Origin of the sequence: Nocardioides panzhihuensis, from assembly GCF_013408335.1 — a bacterium.
Lineage (GTDB): Bacteria > Actinomycetota > Actinomycetes > Propionibacteriales > Nocardioidaceae > Nocardioides > Nocardioides panzhihuensis.
Window position 1 is genome coordinate 1,845,939 of the sequence record NZ_JACBZR010000001.1, and the last position, 15,141, is coordinate 1,861,079.

Sequence of the window (15,141 nt, forward strand, 5' to 3'; positions counted from 1 at the left end):
AGGCCGTGGGCCTCACTCGCCAGGGCATGTCGGACTCGTCTTGGCGAACACGATTTGGGCGACGTCGGATCATCTACGAAAGCCGCCGACTGAGCGGTAGCGCTGTGGCGAAGCTCCGGGCCTGTTGGCCCCAGAGTCGGCGGGTCTCGCAGCATGACTGGATCGCCGCCTGCTCAACGGTGGCGATGGCCTTCTCTAGTTCGTGATCGTCGGGGGCGCTGATGGTGATGAGGCCGGTGGTGCGGAGGATGCCGTGGCCGGCGGTGAGTTCTGCTTCTTGCTGGAGGACATCGCGGTATTCGGCGCTTTGCTGAGCGTCTTCGATCTGGCCGAGTTTTGCGCGTTGGGTGGCGTCGGAGACGTATTCGGTCTTCTTTCTCCGGATGTCGCGGGCGGCGGTGTCGGTGCGGAGCGGTTGGTAATAGAGGGTGAGGGCGCGGCGTATGCCCGAGGTGAGTAGGAGGGGTGCGAGGAAGCCGGGGTAGACCTGGGAGCGTGGCCACTCGCTGATCCAGAGGACGGCGTGGTGGGCGGAGTCGGAGCGCAGCGATCCCCAACTTTCGGAGACTGCGATCGGGCCGGCTTGGGTGAGGTCGCGGCCGAGGTCGGGGTGGCGCTCGCGAGCGGGTGCGGCGTCAAGGTCGTAGGCGGAGCGTAGGACGACGGCGAGGTCGGCCGGGGTAAGCCAGCCCTCAGGGTTTAGCTCGGCCGAGCGCAGCGCCGCGGTGAGGGCGCTCATCTCTTGGCGGAGCACAGCGGCGGCGCCTTTGCGGCCTCCGCCGGCGGCTCGGATTACTCGGGAGGCGGCGCGCATGTCGAGGGCGATGGAGATGGTGGTGGCGTGGCGTTCGGAGGCGGGACCGGCTCGGTCGATGAGCTCGGCGTAGGTGCGGGCGGCCCAGGTGTCGTCGTCGGTGCCGTGGGTCTCCCACCATTCGGTGAGGCTCTTGCCGGAGTCGGGCAGCGTACGTTCGGTGACCTGGACGGCGGCAAGGCGTCCGGAGCGGCAGGCGGTGGCGAGTACGCGGCCCCAGCCGGTGACGCGGCGCTGTTGTTCCGCGGGGTCGAGGAGCACGAAGGCCGGGTGGGTGACCGCGACGATCGCGGTGAGGGTGGCGGCGTGAGGGTCGTGGACCATGACGGCGCCGGTCTCGGCGTCCTCCCACTGCTGGAGGCGGGCGGCGTCGCCGGGGAGGGCGAGGGTTCCGGCCTGACGCGGGCGGGTGAAGTTGCGGCGGTAGTCGAGCTGCCCGGTCATCGAGCGCCGGAGCCACACAGTGCCGATCGGTAGCCAGGCAACCACGGGCCGTCCGGCGACCTTCAGGAACGAAAGGGCCGTGCAGGCGCCGATGATTGGGACTGCGCCGGCGAGGGCGGAGGTGCCGCCAGCGTAGAGGGCGATGACCAGCGTGACCGCCGCGATGCCGACTGTGGCAAGTTGACTGGGGGAGAGGCCGAGGAGTACGCCGCGGCGGGACAGGCGGGAGAACTTGACCGGTGCGAGGTCGGTGGTCATCGCTGGTCACCCGGGGTTGGGTCGGCGGTGTGGGGCATGGGCACGCGAGGTGGTGGAGCGCCGTCACCGGCGGCCGCCTGTTCCTCTGTGGCACCGCCGATGGTCTGGCCAGTCCGCTGGCCGGCGGTTGATGACGACTTCACGAGTTCGGCGCCCGCCACGGCGGCAGCGGCTGGACCCGCGACGGCTGTGGATGTCTCCGGCGCCGCCGCTTCGGGCGTCATGGGGGCTATCTCCGTGGTTGGCCCCTCCACGACGGTCGAACTCGAGCCTGGCTTCGGCGAGTGGGTTGCTGGCGGCGTACCAGCCGATTCTTCTCCGCCACCTTCATCGAGGACCTTGCGAGGCTGGATCCCGGGCGAGCGGGCGGAAAGGGGGACGGGGCGGTTGAGGGCGTTCTTGGCTTCTTGTTCGGCGGACATGGCGTGGTACATGTCGAAGCCGATGAAGCTGATCGCCTTATAGGCGATGTAGGGCGCAAACCCGGCCACGAGCAGGAGCACGATGCCGGAGAGGGGTTCGCTCAGCGACTTCAGATCGGCATCGATCGGTGCAGAGACCTGGGTGCTGGCGATGAGGAAGATGACCACGACGACGAGCTTGGACAGGATCAACGCGATCACGAACGAAGCCCATCGTCCGGCCCACGCGCGGGCGTGGTCCCACGAGGAGCCGGCGAGGGCGACGGGGGCGAAGACGATCGCGACGAGCAGGAGGGCTTTGCGTACGAGCAGGCTGATCCAGATGAAGAAGGTCGCTCCGACGGCGAGGCTGGTGAGGAACACGCTCGCCAGGCTTGCGGCGCCGGGGTTGGCGACGCCGGCGACGGTGCCGACCGCGACCAGGACGGCGATCCGGTCGCCGAGCTCGCTCATGTTCGTGCCGGCGGCGTGGACGATGCCGATGCAGAGCCGGTCGGTGACTTCCAGTGCAGTGCCGACCAGGGCGAGGGCGAGGAAGGAGCCGAGGATCGACTTGCCCAGGCCGAGCGCGGCTCGACTCAGGCCGGCCGGTTCGCGGCGGATCATCGCGGCCATGACCTGGAGCAGGAAGAACCCGATCATGATCAAGAGCGCGATGCCGAAGATCAGGTTGTAGACGCGTGTGTAGCCGCTGGAGGTGACGTCGACATACGTCGTGTCGTCGAGCACCTTCCAGGTCATCTCGAACACCGCCTTGGCCAGTTCACCCATCGCTGTCGCGAGCCAGGTGAAGGAGCCTTCGACGGCGCTGGTGGTGGCCTCCGTGGCTTGGTTGCAGACCTCGTTGGCGCCGGGTACGTCGCACAGACCCATCGCTCGCTCCTCGTCTTCAGACGGCCTGGCCGACGTTCCAGAAGAAGTTGACCAGGCTGACTGAGGCGCCGCAGACGATCGCTGCGCCGAGGGCGATCAGGACACCGAGCTTGCCGCGGCCGGCGAGGTGAGGGTTGGAGGTGTTCGACCCCAGGGCCCACACAACTGCGGAGATGATCAGGGCGAGGACGGCGAGGATCAGGCCGATCGTCATCGTCGCGCCGACGATCTCGCGTAGCTCGGCGATGCCGGGCAAGCCGCTGGAGTTCGGACTGATGTCGATCTGAGCCGCAGGACCCTTATAGGTCGGCGGGTGAATGCTCACGGGTAGCTCCACGAGTGAGAAGGGGCTGGATGCCCAGCAGGTGGGTTGGCTTTCCCGTGATGCTCACGAATCGCCGGTGAAGCCACTTCCGGGCGTGCTGTCACTACGTCGTGCGGTCCGGGCGGTCTCCTACTGGAGCCCCGCCCGGTACTGACGACGGCTGGGTCGTATGTCAGCGGTAGGGGATCGTGGCGTCGCCTCTGGACTCAGACGACGATTGGAGATGATTGCTCCATGCTCGTTCTGCGTGCGACCAAGAAGCTGCGCGATCGCATCGGCGGTCTGCCGCCAGTGGACGGGGAGACGTCGACGACATTGCTCGGTGACTGGTACGCGAATTTTCTGCCGTGGCGTCCCCAGACCGCGATCCTGGTCAACGCGCGCACGCTGCTCCCGGTCCTGACCCCGCTTGCTCCTGCCAAAGGCCTGCCGGGCCGCATCGCGGAGGTGATCGCTGAGGCTCTGATCGACCAGAACGTGCCGCCGGAGATCATCGATGCCGAGATCGAGCAGATGAAAGAGGTACGAGTCGGTCCGACCGTTGATCGGAGCGTGGTCGGGTCAATGAAGGACTTCATCTTCCTCGCCGACCATCGTCGCGATGGTGTCCCCGACCTGCCTCAAGTGTCGAAGGAGCTGGCCCGCGTTCCGTGCGGACCGCTCTTCAAGCGTCACGTACGGCCCGAGGCTGAGCTGGCGGCGTTGATCGCGGCTCAGCGCTGATGCTCACAGGCGAGCTCCTATCCCGACAAGCCAGTTCGCCCAGGCGAGCGTTCCTCCTGCGAGGACCGCGCCACCGAGAGCCACGAGCACACCCACCTTCGCCCGAGAGGCGCCATGCCAGCTTCCCGCCCCAGATGCGATAGCCCACGTGATTGCGCTGATGATCAGCATCGCGACCGAGAGCAGCAAACCGTAGGTGAGAAGTGCTCCCACGATGTCGCGCAGATCCCCAGTCCCGGAGATCGCGCCGAGGTCTGGGTGGACCTGTCCGCGGGGGAGGGTGGGACTCATGGCCAGCAGGTGGGCGTCTGTGCCCGGGAAGGAGGAACCCCGCTGGCGTCTCGGGTCACCAGCGAGGCAAGAGGATGATGGATCATACCCCCAGGCGTTGTCAGCAACTTTCAGAAAGTTCCTCGGACGTGGAATTTGAGCGGCTGGCCGCGCCGTGTTCGGTGAGCCAGTTGTTGGCGTCGACGGGGGAGGCGTACGCGCCTCCGGGCCGAATCTCGAAGTGGAGGTGTGGGCCGGTGGACTTGCCGTCGGTGCCGACGTCGGCGATGTGCTGACCGGCGGTCACACGCTGTCCTTTGCGGACATGGATGCCGGCGGCGTACATGTGGGCGTAACCGGAGTGGACCGTGGCGGAGTTGACGGTGTGCTTGATGAGGATGAGGTGGCCGTAGCCTGAGGTCACGTCGCCGGCGAAGACCACGATGCCGTCGGCGGCGGCGAGGACGGGAGTGCCCTTGGGTGCGGCGTAGTCGGAGCCGGTGTGCAGAGTGTGGGCGCCGGTGACCGGGTCGGTGCGCATCCCGAATGGGCTGGTCGCGGTCCAGGTTCGGGCGGGGAGTGGGAACACGACTTGCCCGGTCTCGGGGACCTGGGGGGAGTTGGCGCCGCGGTCCGCGCGGACGGTCAGTGCGTCGAGGATCTGCTCAGCGACCGGTTCGAAGCGGGCGTAGCGGTCCGGGAAGGCCGAGACCTCCACGGCTTGCGCCGCGGCGCCTTTGGGGAGGCTACGCCAGCCGGGGATGTCGCGCAGGCCGCGGGGTGAGCCATGGTTGGGCCCGTCTTGGCCGCCGAAGAAGGCGCGTGCTTGGTAGGTGGAGTTCATGAGCTCGGCCATGGTTCCCCACCCGGCGCGGGGTCGCATCTGAAAGAGGCCGAGCGAGTCGTGGTCGCCACCGTTCCCGTCGTTGGGAAAACTCGCGGACTGCGGCCAGGCGCTGGTGTTGGCGAGCATCCGGAGGCTGGACTCGGTCAGCGCGGCCATCAACGCGACGAGCACGCCGTCACGTCCGACTCCGGGCGTACGTCCACCGACCTCCACGATGGTCGCGGCGTGGGTGAGCTGAGACCGATCCAGACGGATCTTCACCCCGTCTGCCGCTGTGGCGGTGAGGCTGTTGGGGACAGGTCCGGTCTCCCCGAGGCGGCAGCTCCAGGTGGGCTTGGCAGCGAAAGTCACGGCGAGCGTGAAGGCGCTTGCCTGGGCAGCCGGAGCGATCAGGACCAGGAAGACCACGACCACGATGAGCACCTTCCGCATCTCACCGATCCTTCTAAAGCAGCGGGTGGTCGAGCCGGGAGAGCCGGAGCAGGTAACAGGATGGTTCGCGCGGCACGCAGAGGATGAAGACGGTGAAGCTAACCCGGTGGCGGCTGGTGACCGGTTCGCCGTTCCAGGTGCCGGCGCGGTGGCGGATCCCCGTGATCGTGTACGCGGTCGTGCCACGCTCGAGCCCGTACGCCTCGCCTTCGCGAGCGGTTGCCTCCCAGGTGGAGGGCACCATGGCGGAGGTGATCTCGAGCCACTGACGGGTCTCGTACGCCCGCAGTTCGCGCCACGCCTCCGGGTTCGGCAGGTAGATGTTCAGGTCAGCCACCAGCCCGTCCGACTCGACTCCGCCTGGGTCGGCGATCGCGACGAGACGTGCGAAGTAGCCGTCGGTGTTCGAGGAGGTGGTCGTGTCCCAGTCGAAGACCATTTGTGCCGCTTCGATCGCGAACGCCCGAGCCTCATCGTGACCTGCGCTTGATGGTTCACCCGAGGGCGGAGATGTCAGCGGTTCCGGGGCCTGGCTCGGGCGCTGGTTCGGGGCGTGTGCGCCGTCGGTGGTCGCGATCAGAATGCCGCTGAGAATGAAGAGCACGGCGGTGAGGCCGCCGACAAGGACAGCTGCACGGAGGAGTCGCCGACGTCGGGCGGTGTAGGTCCGGGTTCGCATCATTTCTCCTGAATGAGTGGGTTGCAGGAGAGGTGCGCCGTGACCCCCGAGGTTTACAGGGTCGGCGTGTCCGGCCGAGGTGTCGACCGCGTGTTGGCTTGAGCGGATCGCGTGGAGAGTCGTTCCAGGTCCATCGCGAGGACCTGGAGCTCATCAGAGTTCATGTACGCCGCCTCAGCGATACCTCGGCGGAACAGATGCTGATTCTCCGACTGTCCGCCACGCATCGTGTGGCCGTAAGCCTCACCAGCGGCGGAGACGAACGCAACGAGGGTGGCCAACGCGGCCCGGGCGTCGACGGGAGCGCCGACTCCGGAGTACAGGTCCGTGCCGACGACGGGACCGTCGGGGGAGCCGGTGTCGTCGATCTGGTAGCGGTAGCTGCGGCGGAATCCACCGTCCTCCTCGGGGCTATCGCCGACGTAGCGGACCTGAAGGTGAAGGGACCCGGCGGTGCCTGAGGCACGTTCGTTCGTGGGAGTGTTCATGGGGGCAAGGTGCCCGCAGGCGCCGGCTTCATCGCCTCGTTAATCCAGATCGTGCGAGCCGGCGTTCGCCTCCTTCACGAGGTCGGCGAGCTCACGGCGGGTGCGGTGACGATCGGCGCGGCGCTCAGCGCGAAGGCCAGCGGCGTCGTGGCACATTCCGCAACAGCACGCCATGGTGCCGGTGAAGCGCATGGCCCAGTAGCAGGAGCCGCGAGAGAAGCGACCTCCATCGGTGGCGTACTGGGCGAGGTCGTCGAGATAGGTTGCAGGAAGATCACAGGCGCCGTCGCTGTGGTCGTGAACAGGGACGCGGGTGAGAGTGCCATCCCACAGACGGACGCGGAAGGGCTGGGTCTTGTCGGTACGGGACACGTGACGCTCCGGATTCCTGCGACGGCGTCCATCCCGCGGGATTGCAGGTAGGTCACCGCCGCCTGGGTATGAACCCGGCGTCACGTGGTCTGCACAGCAACATGCTCAGAATTCTAGGACGCAGCCGTGCCCGCTGGCACCTTGGATTCGCGAGCCCGGCGAGCGGCTTCGACGAACGCATCGAGCTCGCCGTATATCCGCTCGAGGAGCTCCCAGTCGCCGTCGTTGAGGTCGGCGCCGATCTCAGCGGCGTCATAGTGGGTCCACCAGCCGTCCAGGTCGGTCCACATCAGGACGAAGGATCGCGTTGACCACTCTGACTTGCGCGGGGTGCCGGACGGGTTCGTACGTCGCGTACGTGGCGCGGAGATGCGCTTGAGTGCTTCTTCGGCGAGGGCGTCGAGGTCGGGGAGGGAAGGGTCGGCGTCGGCTTGGCGGGCGAGGTCCATAACTCGCTCGTACGTCGAGGACACCGGTGCGCCGTGGTCGATCTGGTCGAGCGCTTCGCTAGCGACCTGGCGTACATGCGCCGGTCGAGTGGGGTCGTCAGCGATGTCTTTGATGCGGCCGATGCGTTCGAGACGCTGGTGGGAGTTGGCTCCGGTGACGAGCGTGGCCGCCTGATTGCGGGTGTAACCAGCCCCTGACGGTGCTGATGATTCATCAGCACCGTCTTCCGCCCCGACGCCGGCAGTGGGGTCGGCGCCGAAACGCGTCGCCTCCTGACGTCGCGCGGCGTCCTCGGCGAGCACCTTCTTGAGTTCCCGGTAGAGCGTCTCGGCCTCGGTGGGGGAGAACGGCTTGTGGAGCAGGTTCTCGTCTTGGAGCGCCATCAGCCCCTTGAGTTCGTCGGAGATCCCGGAGCGTACCCAGACGCGCACGGTCCGCCAGCCGAGTTCCTTGACCGCCTCCAGCCGTCGGCGTCCGCACAGGAGTGTGCCGTCGGGAGTGACGGTGATGGGCTGGAGCAGGCCGAGGCTCTCGATGGACTCTTTCAGGGTCGCCAGGTCGCCGAGGTCCTTGCGGTGGCGTACGCCGATGGCGATCGAGTCAAGGGTCCGCTCGAGCTCGAAGTGGCCGAGGTCAGACATGGGACCTCCTGCGACGTACGTAGCGGGCTGAGGTCACCAGCGCCCGGCGCAGGGAGGTGTCGGCGAGGACCTGCTCGGTCTCGTGGCCCTTGCAGAACCTCCACCACATGCCCTTGCCAGTGAGGGTCTTGGCTCGGTCGGGGTCCGGTGAGCCCAGAACCGCGCGCAGGAGCGTCCCCCAGACTTCCAGGTCGAGGTCGAACCGGAGCCATGGCTGGCGTTCGCGGCGCAGGCGTTCGTACGCCGCCTGCCTGGTGCCCGACATCATCAGCCGCGATCCGATGTACTCCATCGCCGCGCGTGCGGTCTGCTCCGGCCAGCCGAACTCGACGAGAATCTCGACAATCTGGTCGAGCGCGAAGAACGCGTTCGGGGCTTCCTTCTCGGGCTTATCCTCGACCGGCTCATCGACGTTTCCGACGGCGTCTGCGTCAGGTTCCTCGCCGCCGTCGTGGGCCTCGTGATCTCGGTGAGCCTTGGCTGCGTTCTCCTTCTCCTGTTCCCTCTTCGCCCGCTCGGCATCAGCGAGAAGGATGGCGAGATCGTGGGCGGGCGCCACTTGGAAGGCTGGGTGGTAGTCGGCCAGGGAGTGCTCGCGGTCGCTGAGTCGCTGGGCATCGTGGAACCCAGCCAGGTCAGCCTTCCGCACTCGAGCCTCCGCACAGAGCAGTCCGGCCGCGCGGTCCTCGGCGCTCATCGTGAGCTGAACCGCGTGGGTGACCACGGCCCACGGATCCTCGGCTTTCCGCACGGGACGGGTCCGAAGTACCTCGTAGGCCGCGGCGGCCGCGTCTGCGGGCTCGAACCCGTGGCGGCGGGCCAGAGCGCCGTACTTCTCCATCGTGTACGCCATCAGTTCGGCTACCTCGGGATCATCACGCCAGGCGTCGGGGCCGGCGCCGTAGAGCCGGAAGAGCAGGGACCGCAGTCCCTCGGAGTCGACGAAGCTCATTGCCCGATCCCTCCCAGTCGGTCTGGCGCAGTGTTGCTCGCGGTTTGCGTTCTCGCGATGCGCACACGCGCTATCGCACGCCGTGGTAGCTGGCGCGCCTGCCGCACAGCAGCCTCGTTCGAGGCCACGAGGCGGCGTACATAGCGGTTGGCGACCATCGTGGGCAGCTCGCTGGGCCGCACCCATCGCACCGCGTTCTGGTCCCGCTCGGGTGCGGGCTCGCTTGTCTGCTGGGAGGGGTCGCCGTGGATGGCGAGTTTGGAGACCTCGGCCGGGGGAATGTCGACCGGCTTCTGGCGTGGCGGCATCGCGTGACGCCGGTAGAAGACTCCGCTGTTCACAACGCCACCGCCTCACTGCTCGCTGTCGCCGTGCGGGCCTGGGTAGGGCCCAAGCGGCTCCCCGGACCGAGTCGGGACGCGATCCGGTAGGCCGACCGGATCGTCGACTCCACCTCGTGCTCACCCAGCCCCGCCGACCGGGCGGCATCGCCGAGGACCGAGAGCGTGGCGTCGTAGCGCTGCCCGTCTTCAACCATCCGGCACGCTGCCCAGAACAGGCTGCTGTTCCTGGTGCCCTCGGGGCGGTTGGCCATCCACGCGACCAGCCGGTCAGGGCGTGCCCCGCGAGCGGGCATCCCAACCGGTTCACGCACCTGACGTGGTGGGACGAGGAAGTCTCGGAGTCGGTCGGCGTCGAGCGCCTTGTCGCCATGCTGGGCAATCGCGATCAGTTCGTACGACCGTGTGTTGTCGCCCGGGCCGCGGATCTGTGAGGGCGGTATGACGACGTATCCTCCCTCGCCGCGGAAGTCGACGTGGGTCCCGTTGGCCTGCCAGTTACGTTGGTCTTCGCCAGCGGGGGTGAAGTAGGCGTGAATGCCACCCGAGGGCGTACGGACCAGGAACGACCACTGAGAGGTGATCCCGGCACGCTCGGTCCGCGCGAAGGCGCTGAACCCGTTGCCGGTGGCGTGAACATCGACGTCGACCACGACGACGCCGGAGGTGGTGCCGGTCGGCATCCCGATGTTCGCGGAGGGGGAGCGCAGCCACCAACGCCCGACTTGGCGAGGATCAGTGGTGGCGGCAAGGAATCCGCTGCGGGTCAGCGGCTGCTTGCCATACGGGGCACACGGGAAGACCGGTACGCCGGCATGAGCCAGGATCAGCGCGGCATCACGCAGCTGCTGGTTCTGCGCTCTCCGCATCGCCTCGGCGACCCGTCTCGCGGTGGGCGTGGATTGGACGTTCATGCCTTCCACGATGGACATCCCCCATCACCCGATTCATACCCTCAGGCAGGGGGGATGTTGGGGGAATCTCAGCGTCTCCGCAGGTCAGATGGCATTCCCCAAGAAATTCACCGCAGGGTTTTGGAGGCGTTGGCCAGCGGCCTCCGGGCCCATCTTTGTGATGTCTGAAGACATCACTGAGGTCGACGACGTTGCCACTCTTGTGCCGGGTCGGGGTCGATGTGGACCGGGGGACGAGACTCAAGGTTGTATCCCTGCTAGTCGGTGCTGCTTACGTCTCGGGCTGCGAGTTCAACGCATTTGCGTGCGGCGTCGGAGCCGGTGAGTGCGACTGAGGTCAGTGCCTCAGCCCATCGCTGGTACTGCGCAACCTCGATGGGGTCAGCGATCTCGAGATCGCCGGCGGTGGTCTCGATCGTGACGACTTGGTCACGCTGGTCCCAGGCTTGCCCGACCAAGACCGGGAACTGGTCGAGCGGCACGATCCCGACCACCGCCTTCGCGCGGGTCGCCAGACCAGCGAGGTGCTCGAGCTGGGTTCGCATCACGTCTGGGCCACCGATCCGTGGGTACAGCGCGGTCTCGGCGACGAGGACGGTGACGTCGCGCCCGGGTTCGTACAGGATGGCGCTGCGCCGCGTCCGGGCGGCGACCATGTGGGCGATGTCGTCTTCGGATGCGCCGTGCTCGACCGGGCCGCCGATCAGTTTGAGCAGCGCGGCGGCGTAGTCGGCGGTTTGGCACAGGCCGGGGATGACGGTCGGGTGGAAGCTGAACACCGTTGAAGCAGCCCTTTCGGCTGCCTCGTAGGCGCGCTGCACGGCGGCTGGGCCGTCGTCCTGCCCGAAGGTGTCGCGGAACACCGAGTATTCCCAGGATGCGCGTTCCTGGATGGCCAGGAGTCGTTCTGGGTCAGCGCCAACAGCATCCGCCCAGGCGCGGACCTCGTCCTCTGTGGGCATCTGGCGACCGGCCTCGATCTTGGAGACCTTGGACTGTGACCAGGTCTGGCCGGACTGCTGGAGTTGCGCGGCGAGGGCGATGCCGGTGATCCCGGCCTCTCGCCTGGCAGTTCTCAGTGCGTCACCGAGCGCCTCTCGTGCTCGCCGTGTCGCGCTACCCATGGTGGGTTCCTCCTGGTCGTCTTGCCTGACTATTCGTCTTGGTCGTGCAAATTATGCGTCCTTGCGACGATAGCCATTCAACGGCACGGAGAGGCCAAGGGCGGTGTCGCGCCACTTTCGGTAGGTGTCGATCAAGTCAGGGTCCTGGACCTCCTTGACGCCCAGAAAGCGACCCTCGTTGTCGTAGTCCATTGCCCACGCCGACTGACTGGGCTGGCCGTCGTCGAGCAGCCAGAAGTCTGTGCCCTGGGGGAGGTCCTCTGGCCAGTCGCCGGCTGGAACCGACAGTAGGCGGATGTCTTCTCCGGCCTCGTGGTTGCGGACGTACTCGGCGATCTCGTAGCGAACGTAGTCGGTGAGCGGCACCTCGACGACGTGGACCCGTTGCAGAGACCGGCCGGCGGCCACATGCCCGGCGATCATCTCCCGCCACCCAACATCACCGGGCGAGTCGAGCCGCCCGGTGCGCAGGAACTCGGCGAAGGACTCGTGCTCTTCCTTGACGTCGTAGGCCTGGAGCGTCTCCAGGCGGAACCACGAGGTGGTCAGGTTCTGGAACGCGGATCCGAGGTCTGCCACGCCGATCAGGCCCTCCCCTCGAGGGCTCGAGCCGCCTGGAGGATCACCTCGGTCGGGATGGTGACGGCGTCCTCATGGTCGGGCATGCCGACAAGCTCGGTGCGGGTGGCGTCCTCGAGCTTGATGCCCTGGACGACAACGACCGAAGGGTCGTCGGTCGTGTGGACCGAGGGGCAGTTGCCACCGTTGCAGTCGTTACTGACAGCGATACGTGTGAGAGCCATGCCGAGTGCCTCCGTTGTTGTGTGCCCGCCCGAGGTGCTTCGGGGTGGCGTTGGGCTATCCATCATGGTCGCAAGACATGCGTGTTCGCAAGGGTTCCTTGAACGTAATGCGTGCAAGGTCCTTGTAATAGAATGAATATTATTGAAGACTGGGAGAACCCGGGGTCCCGAATGGTTGGCTCCGATCGGTGGCCCCGGGATCCATCCACCACATCTGCGACGGAGCAACATGAGTTCCGCAGCCTCCAACAATCGCCGTCCGGGCCCGGGCCGTCCCCGACACATTCCGGCCTCCGACACCCACGCAGACCCGCGTGACCAGATCCTCGCCGTCTCCGCTCGCCTGTTCGTCGGCCAGGGCTACGCCGGCACCTCCACCCGCGACATCGCCGAAGCGGTCGGGATCCGACAAGCGAGCCTCTACTACCACTTCGCCGGCAAGCCCGGGATCCTCGCCGAGCTTCTCGAGATGACCGTGCGGCCGGCGCTGGACAGGGTCGGCGACCTGGCCCGGATCGAGAGCCCGGAGGCAGCGCTCTACCTCCTCGCTTTTCACGACGCCGAATCTCTTGCCACGCTCATGCACAACATTGGGATGTTGCCCGCATGCCCCGACGTCTCCCAGACGCCCGAAGCTCGGGAGTACGCCGCTGCGCGTGGCCAACTGCGGGAGGCGTACGGGTCGCTCGGCATCTCGTGTGGATCGCAGGCGGTGACAGACACAGTCGCCATGCTCCAACTGGGTGAGTTGATCCTGAATGCTGTCGAGAGCGTCATCGGCACGCGTGCCTCCGGCGACACGGTGACCAACAAGGAGCTCCACGGCGTTGCGGTCTCCAGCCTCCGTATCTGCGGGGTGCCCCAGGCGCAGATCGAGGTTGCGGCAAAGGTGGCAGTTGCCGCGGTGGGGCAGATGTGGCTGTGTCAACCCGATCTGGGACCACGATGACGGTCTGACTCGGACCCACCTGGCACCGGCTAATCACGCCCTTGGTCTCGGTGGTCACTGCCGATTGGCGAGGGCTATAGGTATCTGCAGACCTGATCGGGGCTACAGGTTTCGGGCTCTGGGAGGGCTGCATCGTCGCGGAGCGCAGCCACGTTGTCGCGAAGTGTTGTGAGGTCGGCGATCTGCGCGTCGATGTCGGCAAGGCGCGCGTCCAGCAGGTCACGTACGTGGCCGCAGGGAGCTTGGCCGTGGTCGCGGATGTCGAGGATCTGCTTGATCTGGGCGAGGGTGAGCCCGGCCGCTTGGCCGCGGTGGACGAAGTCGATCCGGCTGACCGCGTCGGGGGTGTAGTCGCGGTAGCCGGCCGGTGTGCGTTCGGCCGGGGGCAGCAGCCCTTGCTCTTCGTAAAACCGCAGGGTCTTGGTGGTCGTGCCTGCCGCCTCGGCGAGTTCTCCGATCCGCATCCCGGCCTCCATCGTGTCGCAGGTCTCGCTTGACCTTCCCCTGTACTGGAAGGTCCATTGTGGCTGCATCAGAAGCGTTTCCCAACACACTCGGTGAGGAATCGGGATGCAGACCAGGTACGACCTCGCGATCATCGGATCCGGCGGCGGTGCGTTCGCCGCGGCCATTCGCGCGACCACGCTGGGCAAGTCGGTGGTGATGGTCGAGCGCGACACGTTCGGCGGCACGTGTGTGAACACCGGCTGCGTGCCGTCCAAGGCACTGATCGCAGCCGCGGAGGTCCGGCACGTCGCCGCGGACGCGTCGAAGCGGTTCCCGGGCATCGCCGCTGCCGCCGACCCGGTGGACATGCCGGCCCTGATCGGCGGAAAGCAGGATCTCGTCGAGGCCCTGCGGGGTGAGAAGTACGTCGACGTCGCCGACTCCTACGGTTGGGAGATCCGCCGCGGCAACGCCGCGTTCGCCGGCACTCCGGATTCGCCCCTGCTCGAGGTCGCCGCGGCGGATGGCAGCGTCGAGACCATCGCGGCCGAGCACTACCTGGTGGCCACCGGCTCCCGGCCCTGGACCCCGCCGATCGACGGACTGGACGAGGCCGGGTACCTGACCTCGACCACAGCGATGGAGCTCGCCGAGGTCCCCGACTCTCTGCTCGTCCTCGGCGGCGGCTACGTGGCGCTGGAGCAGGCCCAGATGTTCGCCCGGATCGGGTCGAAGGTGACCCTGCTGGTTCGCTCCCGGCTGGCGTCGCAGGAGGAGCCGGAAGTCTCCAAGACACTTCAGGAGGTCTTCGCCGACGAGGGCATCCGGGTGGTCCGCCGCGCGGTCCCGACCCGCGCGACCCGCGACGCGGCCACCGGCCAGGTGGCCGTCACAGCGGACGTCTCCGGTGGCGAGCAGGAGTTCCGCGCCGACCAGCTCCTCGTCGCGCTCGGCCGCCGGCCGGTCACCGACGGGCTCAACCTCAACGCGGTCGAGGTTAAAACTGGCGAGGTCGGTGAGATCGTGGTCACCGACCAGCTGCAGTCCTCCAACCCCCGGATCTGGGCGGCCGGAGACGTGACCGGGCACCCCGAGTTCGTCTACGTCGCCGCCCACCACGGCACCCTGGTCGCCGAGAACGCCTTCACCGACGCCGAGAAGTCCGTGGACTACATGCGGCTGCCGCGGGTCACGTTCACCAGTCCCGCGATCGGCGCAGTCGGGATGACTGAGGCCCAAGTCCTCGCGGCCGGGATCCGCTGCGACTGCCGCGTGCTACCGCTGGAATACGTGCCCCGGGCGCTGGTCAACCGGGACACGCGCGGCTTCATCAAGATGGTCGCCAACGCAGACACCGGCGAGATCCTCGGCCTGACAGCGGTCGCCAAGGACGCCGGCGAGCTCGCCGCCGCGGGCGTGCACATCCTCGGCAAGACCATCGCCGAGGTCGCCGACGCCTGGGCGCCCTACCTGACCATGGCCGAGGGCATCCGGATCGTTGCCAAGGCCTTCACCACCGACGTCTCGAAGCTGTCCTGCTGCGCCTGACCAGCACCCACACAGCGCCCACCCC

18 protein-coding genes are annotated in these 15,141 nt (G+C 67.3%); 3 read left to right on the forward strand and 15 right to left on the reverse strand.

The annotated features are described in order from the left end of the window. Positions 1 to 73: 73 nt before the first annotated feature. Genes BJ988_RS08665 through BJ988_RS08675 form a run of 3 tightly spaced genes read right to left on the reverse strand, consistent with a single transcriptional unit; the run spans position 74 to position 3,136 of the window. A complete protein-coding gene (locus BJ988_RS08665; RefSeq protein ID WP_141780796.1) occupies positions 74 to 1,516 on the reverse strand; it encodes an SCO6880 family protein in 1,443 nt (480 codons plus the stop codon). Beyond that, positions 1,513 to 2,811, reverse strand: a complete 1,299-nt coding sequence (locus BJ988_RS08670) for an efflux RND transporter permease subunit (RefSeq protein ID WP_141780795.1) — start codon at positions 2,809 to 2,811, stop codon at positions 1,513 to 1,515. Before BJ988_RS08670 ends, BJ988_RS08665 begins: the two co-directional genes overlap by 4 nt. Before the next feature lie 16 nt (positions 2,812 to 2,827). Then, a complete protein-coding gene (locus tag BJ988_RS08675) occupies positions 2,828 to 3,136 on the reverse strand; it encodes a DUF6112 family protein (RefSeq protein WP_179657653.1) in 309 nt (102 codons plus the stop codon). A gap of 234 nt (positions 3,137 to 3,370) precedes the next feature. Between BJ988_RS08675 and BJ988_RS08680 the strand changes: the two genes are divergently transcribed. Continuing rightward, positions 3,371 to 3,859, forward strand: coding sequence for a DUF6933 domain-containing protein (locus tag BJ988_RS08680; protein WP_211352429.1), 489 nt, complete (start codon positions 3,371 to 3,373; stop codon positions 3,857 to 3,859). A gap of 3 nt (positions 3,860 to 3,862) precedes the next feature. Here the strand turns inward: BJ988_RS08680 and BJ988_RS08685 are convergent, their stop codons facing one another. The 11 genes from BJ988_RS08685 to BJ988_RS08740 form a co-directional block, all read right to left on the reverse strand. Continuing rightward, complete coding sequence (locus BJ988_RS08685) at positions 3,863 to 4,150, reverse strand: DUF6112 family protein (protein WP_141780794.1); 288 nt, start codon at positions 4,148 to 4,150, stop codon at positions 3,863 to 3,865. A gap of 100 nt (positions 4,151 to 4,250) precedes the next feature. After that, a complete protein-coding gene (locus BJ988_RS08690; RefSeq protein ID WP_141780793.1) occupies positions 4,251 to 5,408 on the reverse strand; it encodes a M23 family metallopeptidase in 1,158 nt (385 codons plus the stop codon). Between the two features lie 13 nt (positions 5,409 to 5,421). Beyond that, positions 5,422 to 5,847: a hypothetical protein gene (locus tag BJ988_RS08695; protein WP_141780792.1), complete on the reverse strand. Its 426-nt coding sequence runs from the start codon at positions 5,845 to 5,847 to the stop codon at positions 5,422 to 5,424. Positions 5,848 to 6,140: 293 nt separating this feature from the next. Continuing rightward, positions 6,141 to 6,575, reverse strand: coding sequence for a hypothetical protein (locus tag BJ988_RS08700; RefSeq protein WP_141780791.1), 435 nt, complete (start codon positions 6,573 to 6,575; stop codon positions 6,141 to 6,143). 39 nt (positions 6,576 to 6,614) lie between these two features. Then, positions 6,615 to 6,947 (reverse strand): hypothetical protein, encoded by a 333-nt coding sequence (locus tag BJ988_RS08705; protein WP_179657654.1) that lies wholly within the window; start codon positions 6,945 to 6,947, stop codon positions 6,615 to 6,617. A 113-nt stretch (positions 6,948 to 7,060) separates the two neighbouring features. After that, on the reverse strand, positions 7,061 to 8,038 hold the full coding sequence (locus BJ988_RS08710; protein ID WP_179657655.1) for a ParB N-terminal domain-containing protein: 978 nt from the start codon (positions 8,036 to 8,038) through the stop codon (positions 7,061 to 7,063). After that, the gene (locus BJ988_RS08715) at positions 8,031 to 8,990 is read right to left on the reverse strand and encodes a serine/arginine repetitive matrix protein 2 (protein WP_141780788.1); all 960 of its coding nucleotides are present in this window, start codon (positions 8,988 to 8,990) and stop codon (positions 8,031 to 8,033) included. Before BJ988_RS08715 ends, BJ988_RS08710 begins: the two co-directional genes overlap by 8 nt. Positions 8,991 to 9,327: 337 nt before the next feature. Beyond that, positions 9,328 to 10,245, reverse strand: a complete 918-nt coding sequence (locus BJ988_RS08725) for a bifunctional DNA primase/polymerase (RefSeq protein WP_141780787.1) — start codon at positions 10,243 to 10,245, stop codon at positions 9,328 to 9,330. A gap of 257 nt (positions 10,246 to 10,502) precedes the next feature. Continuing rightward, positions 10,503 to 11,369 carry a helix-turn-helix domain-containing protein gene (locus tag BJ988_RS08730; RefSeq protein WP_141780786.1) on the reverse strand — a complete coding sequence of 289 codons (867 nt, stop codon included), beginning with the start codon at positions 11,367 to 11,369 and terminating at the stop codon, positions 10,503 to 10,505. Between the two features lie 51 nt (positions 11,370 to 11,420). Continuing rightward, the gene (locus BJ988_RS08735) at positions 11,421 to 11,948 is read right to left on the reverse strand and encodes a DUF6879 family protein (protein ID WP_141780785.1); all 528 of its coding nucleotides are present in this window, start codon (positions 11,946 to 11,948) and stop codon (positions 11,421 to 11,423) included. Between the two features lie 5 nt (positions 11,949 to 11,953). Beyond that, the gene (locus BJ988_RS08740) at positions 11,954 to 12,172 is read right to left on the reverse strand and encodes a hypothetical protein (RefSeq protein ID WP_141780784.1); all 219 of its coding nucleotides are present in this window, start codon (positions 12,170 to 12,172) and stop codon (positions 11,954 to 11,956) included. Positions 12,173 to 12,401: 229 nt separating this feature from the next. On the opposite strand from BJ988_RS08740, the gene BJ988_RS08745 reads away from it, so the two are divergent. After that, complete coding sequence (locus tag BJ988_RS08745) at positions 12,402 to 13,121, forward strand: TetR/AcrR family transcriptional regulator (protein ID WP_141780783.1); 720 nt, start codon at positions 12,402 to 12,404, stop codon at positions 13,119 to 13,121. A 74-nt stretch (positions 13,122 to 13,195) separates the two neighbouring features. Here BJ988_RS08745 and BJ988_RS08750 read toward each other — a convergent pair whose 3' ends face one another. Beyond that, positions 13,196 to 13,585: a heavy metal-responsive transcriptional regulator gene (locus BJ988_RS08750; RefSeq protein ID WP_006246584.1), complete on the reverse strand. Its 390-nt coding sequence runs from the start codon at positions 13,583 to 13,585 to the stop codon at positions 13,196 to 13,198. 106 nt (positions 13,586 to 13,691) lie between these two features. Here BJ988_RS08750 and merA point away from each other — a divergent pair, with 106 nt between their 5' ends. Further along, positions 13,692 to 15,116, forward strand: coding sequence for a mercury(II) reductase (gene merA, locus BJ988_RS08755; RefSeq protein WP_179657657.1), 1,425 nt, complete (start codon positions 13,692 to 13,694; stop codon positions 15,114 to 15,116). Positions 15,117 to 15,141: the final 25 nt, after the last annotated feature.

What these genes read in the sequence shown, in the direction of transcription:
- BJ988_RS08680 (WP_211352429.1), top strand. Translation starts at nt 3,371, where the DNA reads ATGCTCGTTCTGCGTGCGACCAAGAAGCTGCGCGATCGCATCGGCGGT.
- BJ988_RS08730 (WP_141780786.1), bottom strand. Translation starts at nt 11,369, where the DNA reads ATGGGTAGCGCGACACGGCGAGCACGAGAGGCGCTCGGTGACGCACTG.
- BJ988_RS08670 (WP_141780795.1), bottom strand. Translation starts at nt 2,811, where the DNA reads ATGGGTCTGTGCGACGTACCCGGCGCCAACGAGGTCTGCAACCAAGCC.
- BJ988_RS08740 (WP_141780784.1), bottom strand. Translation starts at nt 12,172, where the DNA reads ATGGCTCTCACACGTATCGCTGTCAGTAACGACTGCAACGGTGGCAAC.
- BJ988_RS08665 (WP_141780796.1), bottom strand. Translation starts at nt 1,516, where the DNA reads ATGACCACCGACCTCGCACCGGTCAAGTTCTCCCGCCTGTCCCGCCGC.
- BJ988_RS08715 (WP_141780788.1), bottom strand. Translation starts at nt 8,990, where the DNA reads ATGAGCTTCGTCGACTCCGAGGGACTGCGGTCCCTGCTCTTCCGGCTC.
- BJ988_RS08725 (WP_141780787.1), bottom strand. Translation starts at nt 10,245, where the DNA reads ATGAACGTCCAATCCACGCCCACCGCGAGACGGGTCGCCGAGGCGATG.
- BJ988_RS08710 (WP_179657655.1), bottom strand. Translation starts at nt 8,038, where the DNA reads ATGTCTGACCTCGGCCACTTCGAGCTCGAGCGGACCCTTGACTCGATC.
- BJ988_RS08685 (WP_141780794.1), bottom strand. Translation starts at nt 4,150, where the DNA reads ATGAGTCCCACCCTCCCCCGCGGACAGGTCCACCCAGACCTCGGCGCG.
- BJ988_RS08695 (WP_141780792.1), bottom strand. Translation starts at nt 5,847, where the DNA reads ATGGTCTTCGACTGGGACACGACCACCTCCTCGAACACCGACGGCTAC.
- BJ988_RS08690 (WP_141780793.1), bottom strand. Translation starts at nt 5,408, where the DNA reads ATGCGGAAGGTGCTCATCGTGGTCGTGGTCTTCCTGGTCCTGATCGCT.
- BJ988_RS08700 (WP_141780791.1), bottom strand. Translation starts at nt 6,575, where the DNA reads ATGAACACTCCCACGAACGAACGTGCCTCAGGCACCGCCGGGTCCCTT.
- BJ988_RS08750 (WP_006246584.1), bottom strand. Translation starts at nt 13,585, where the DNA reads ATGCGGATCGGAGAACTCGCCGAGGCGGCAGGCACGACCACCAAGACC.
- merA (WP_179657657.1), top strand. Translation starts at nt 13,692, where the DNA reads ATGCAGACCAGGTACGACCTCGCGATCATCGGATCCGGCGGCGGTGCG.
- BJ988_RS08745 (WP_141780783.1), top strand. Translation starts at nt 12,402, where the DNA reads ATGAGTTCCGCAGCCTCCAACAATCGCCGTCCGGGCCCGGGCCGTCCC.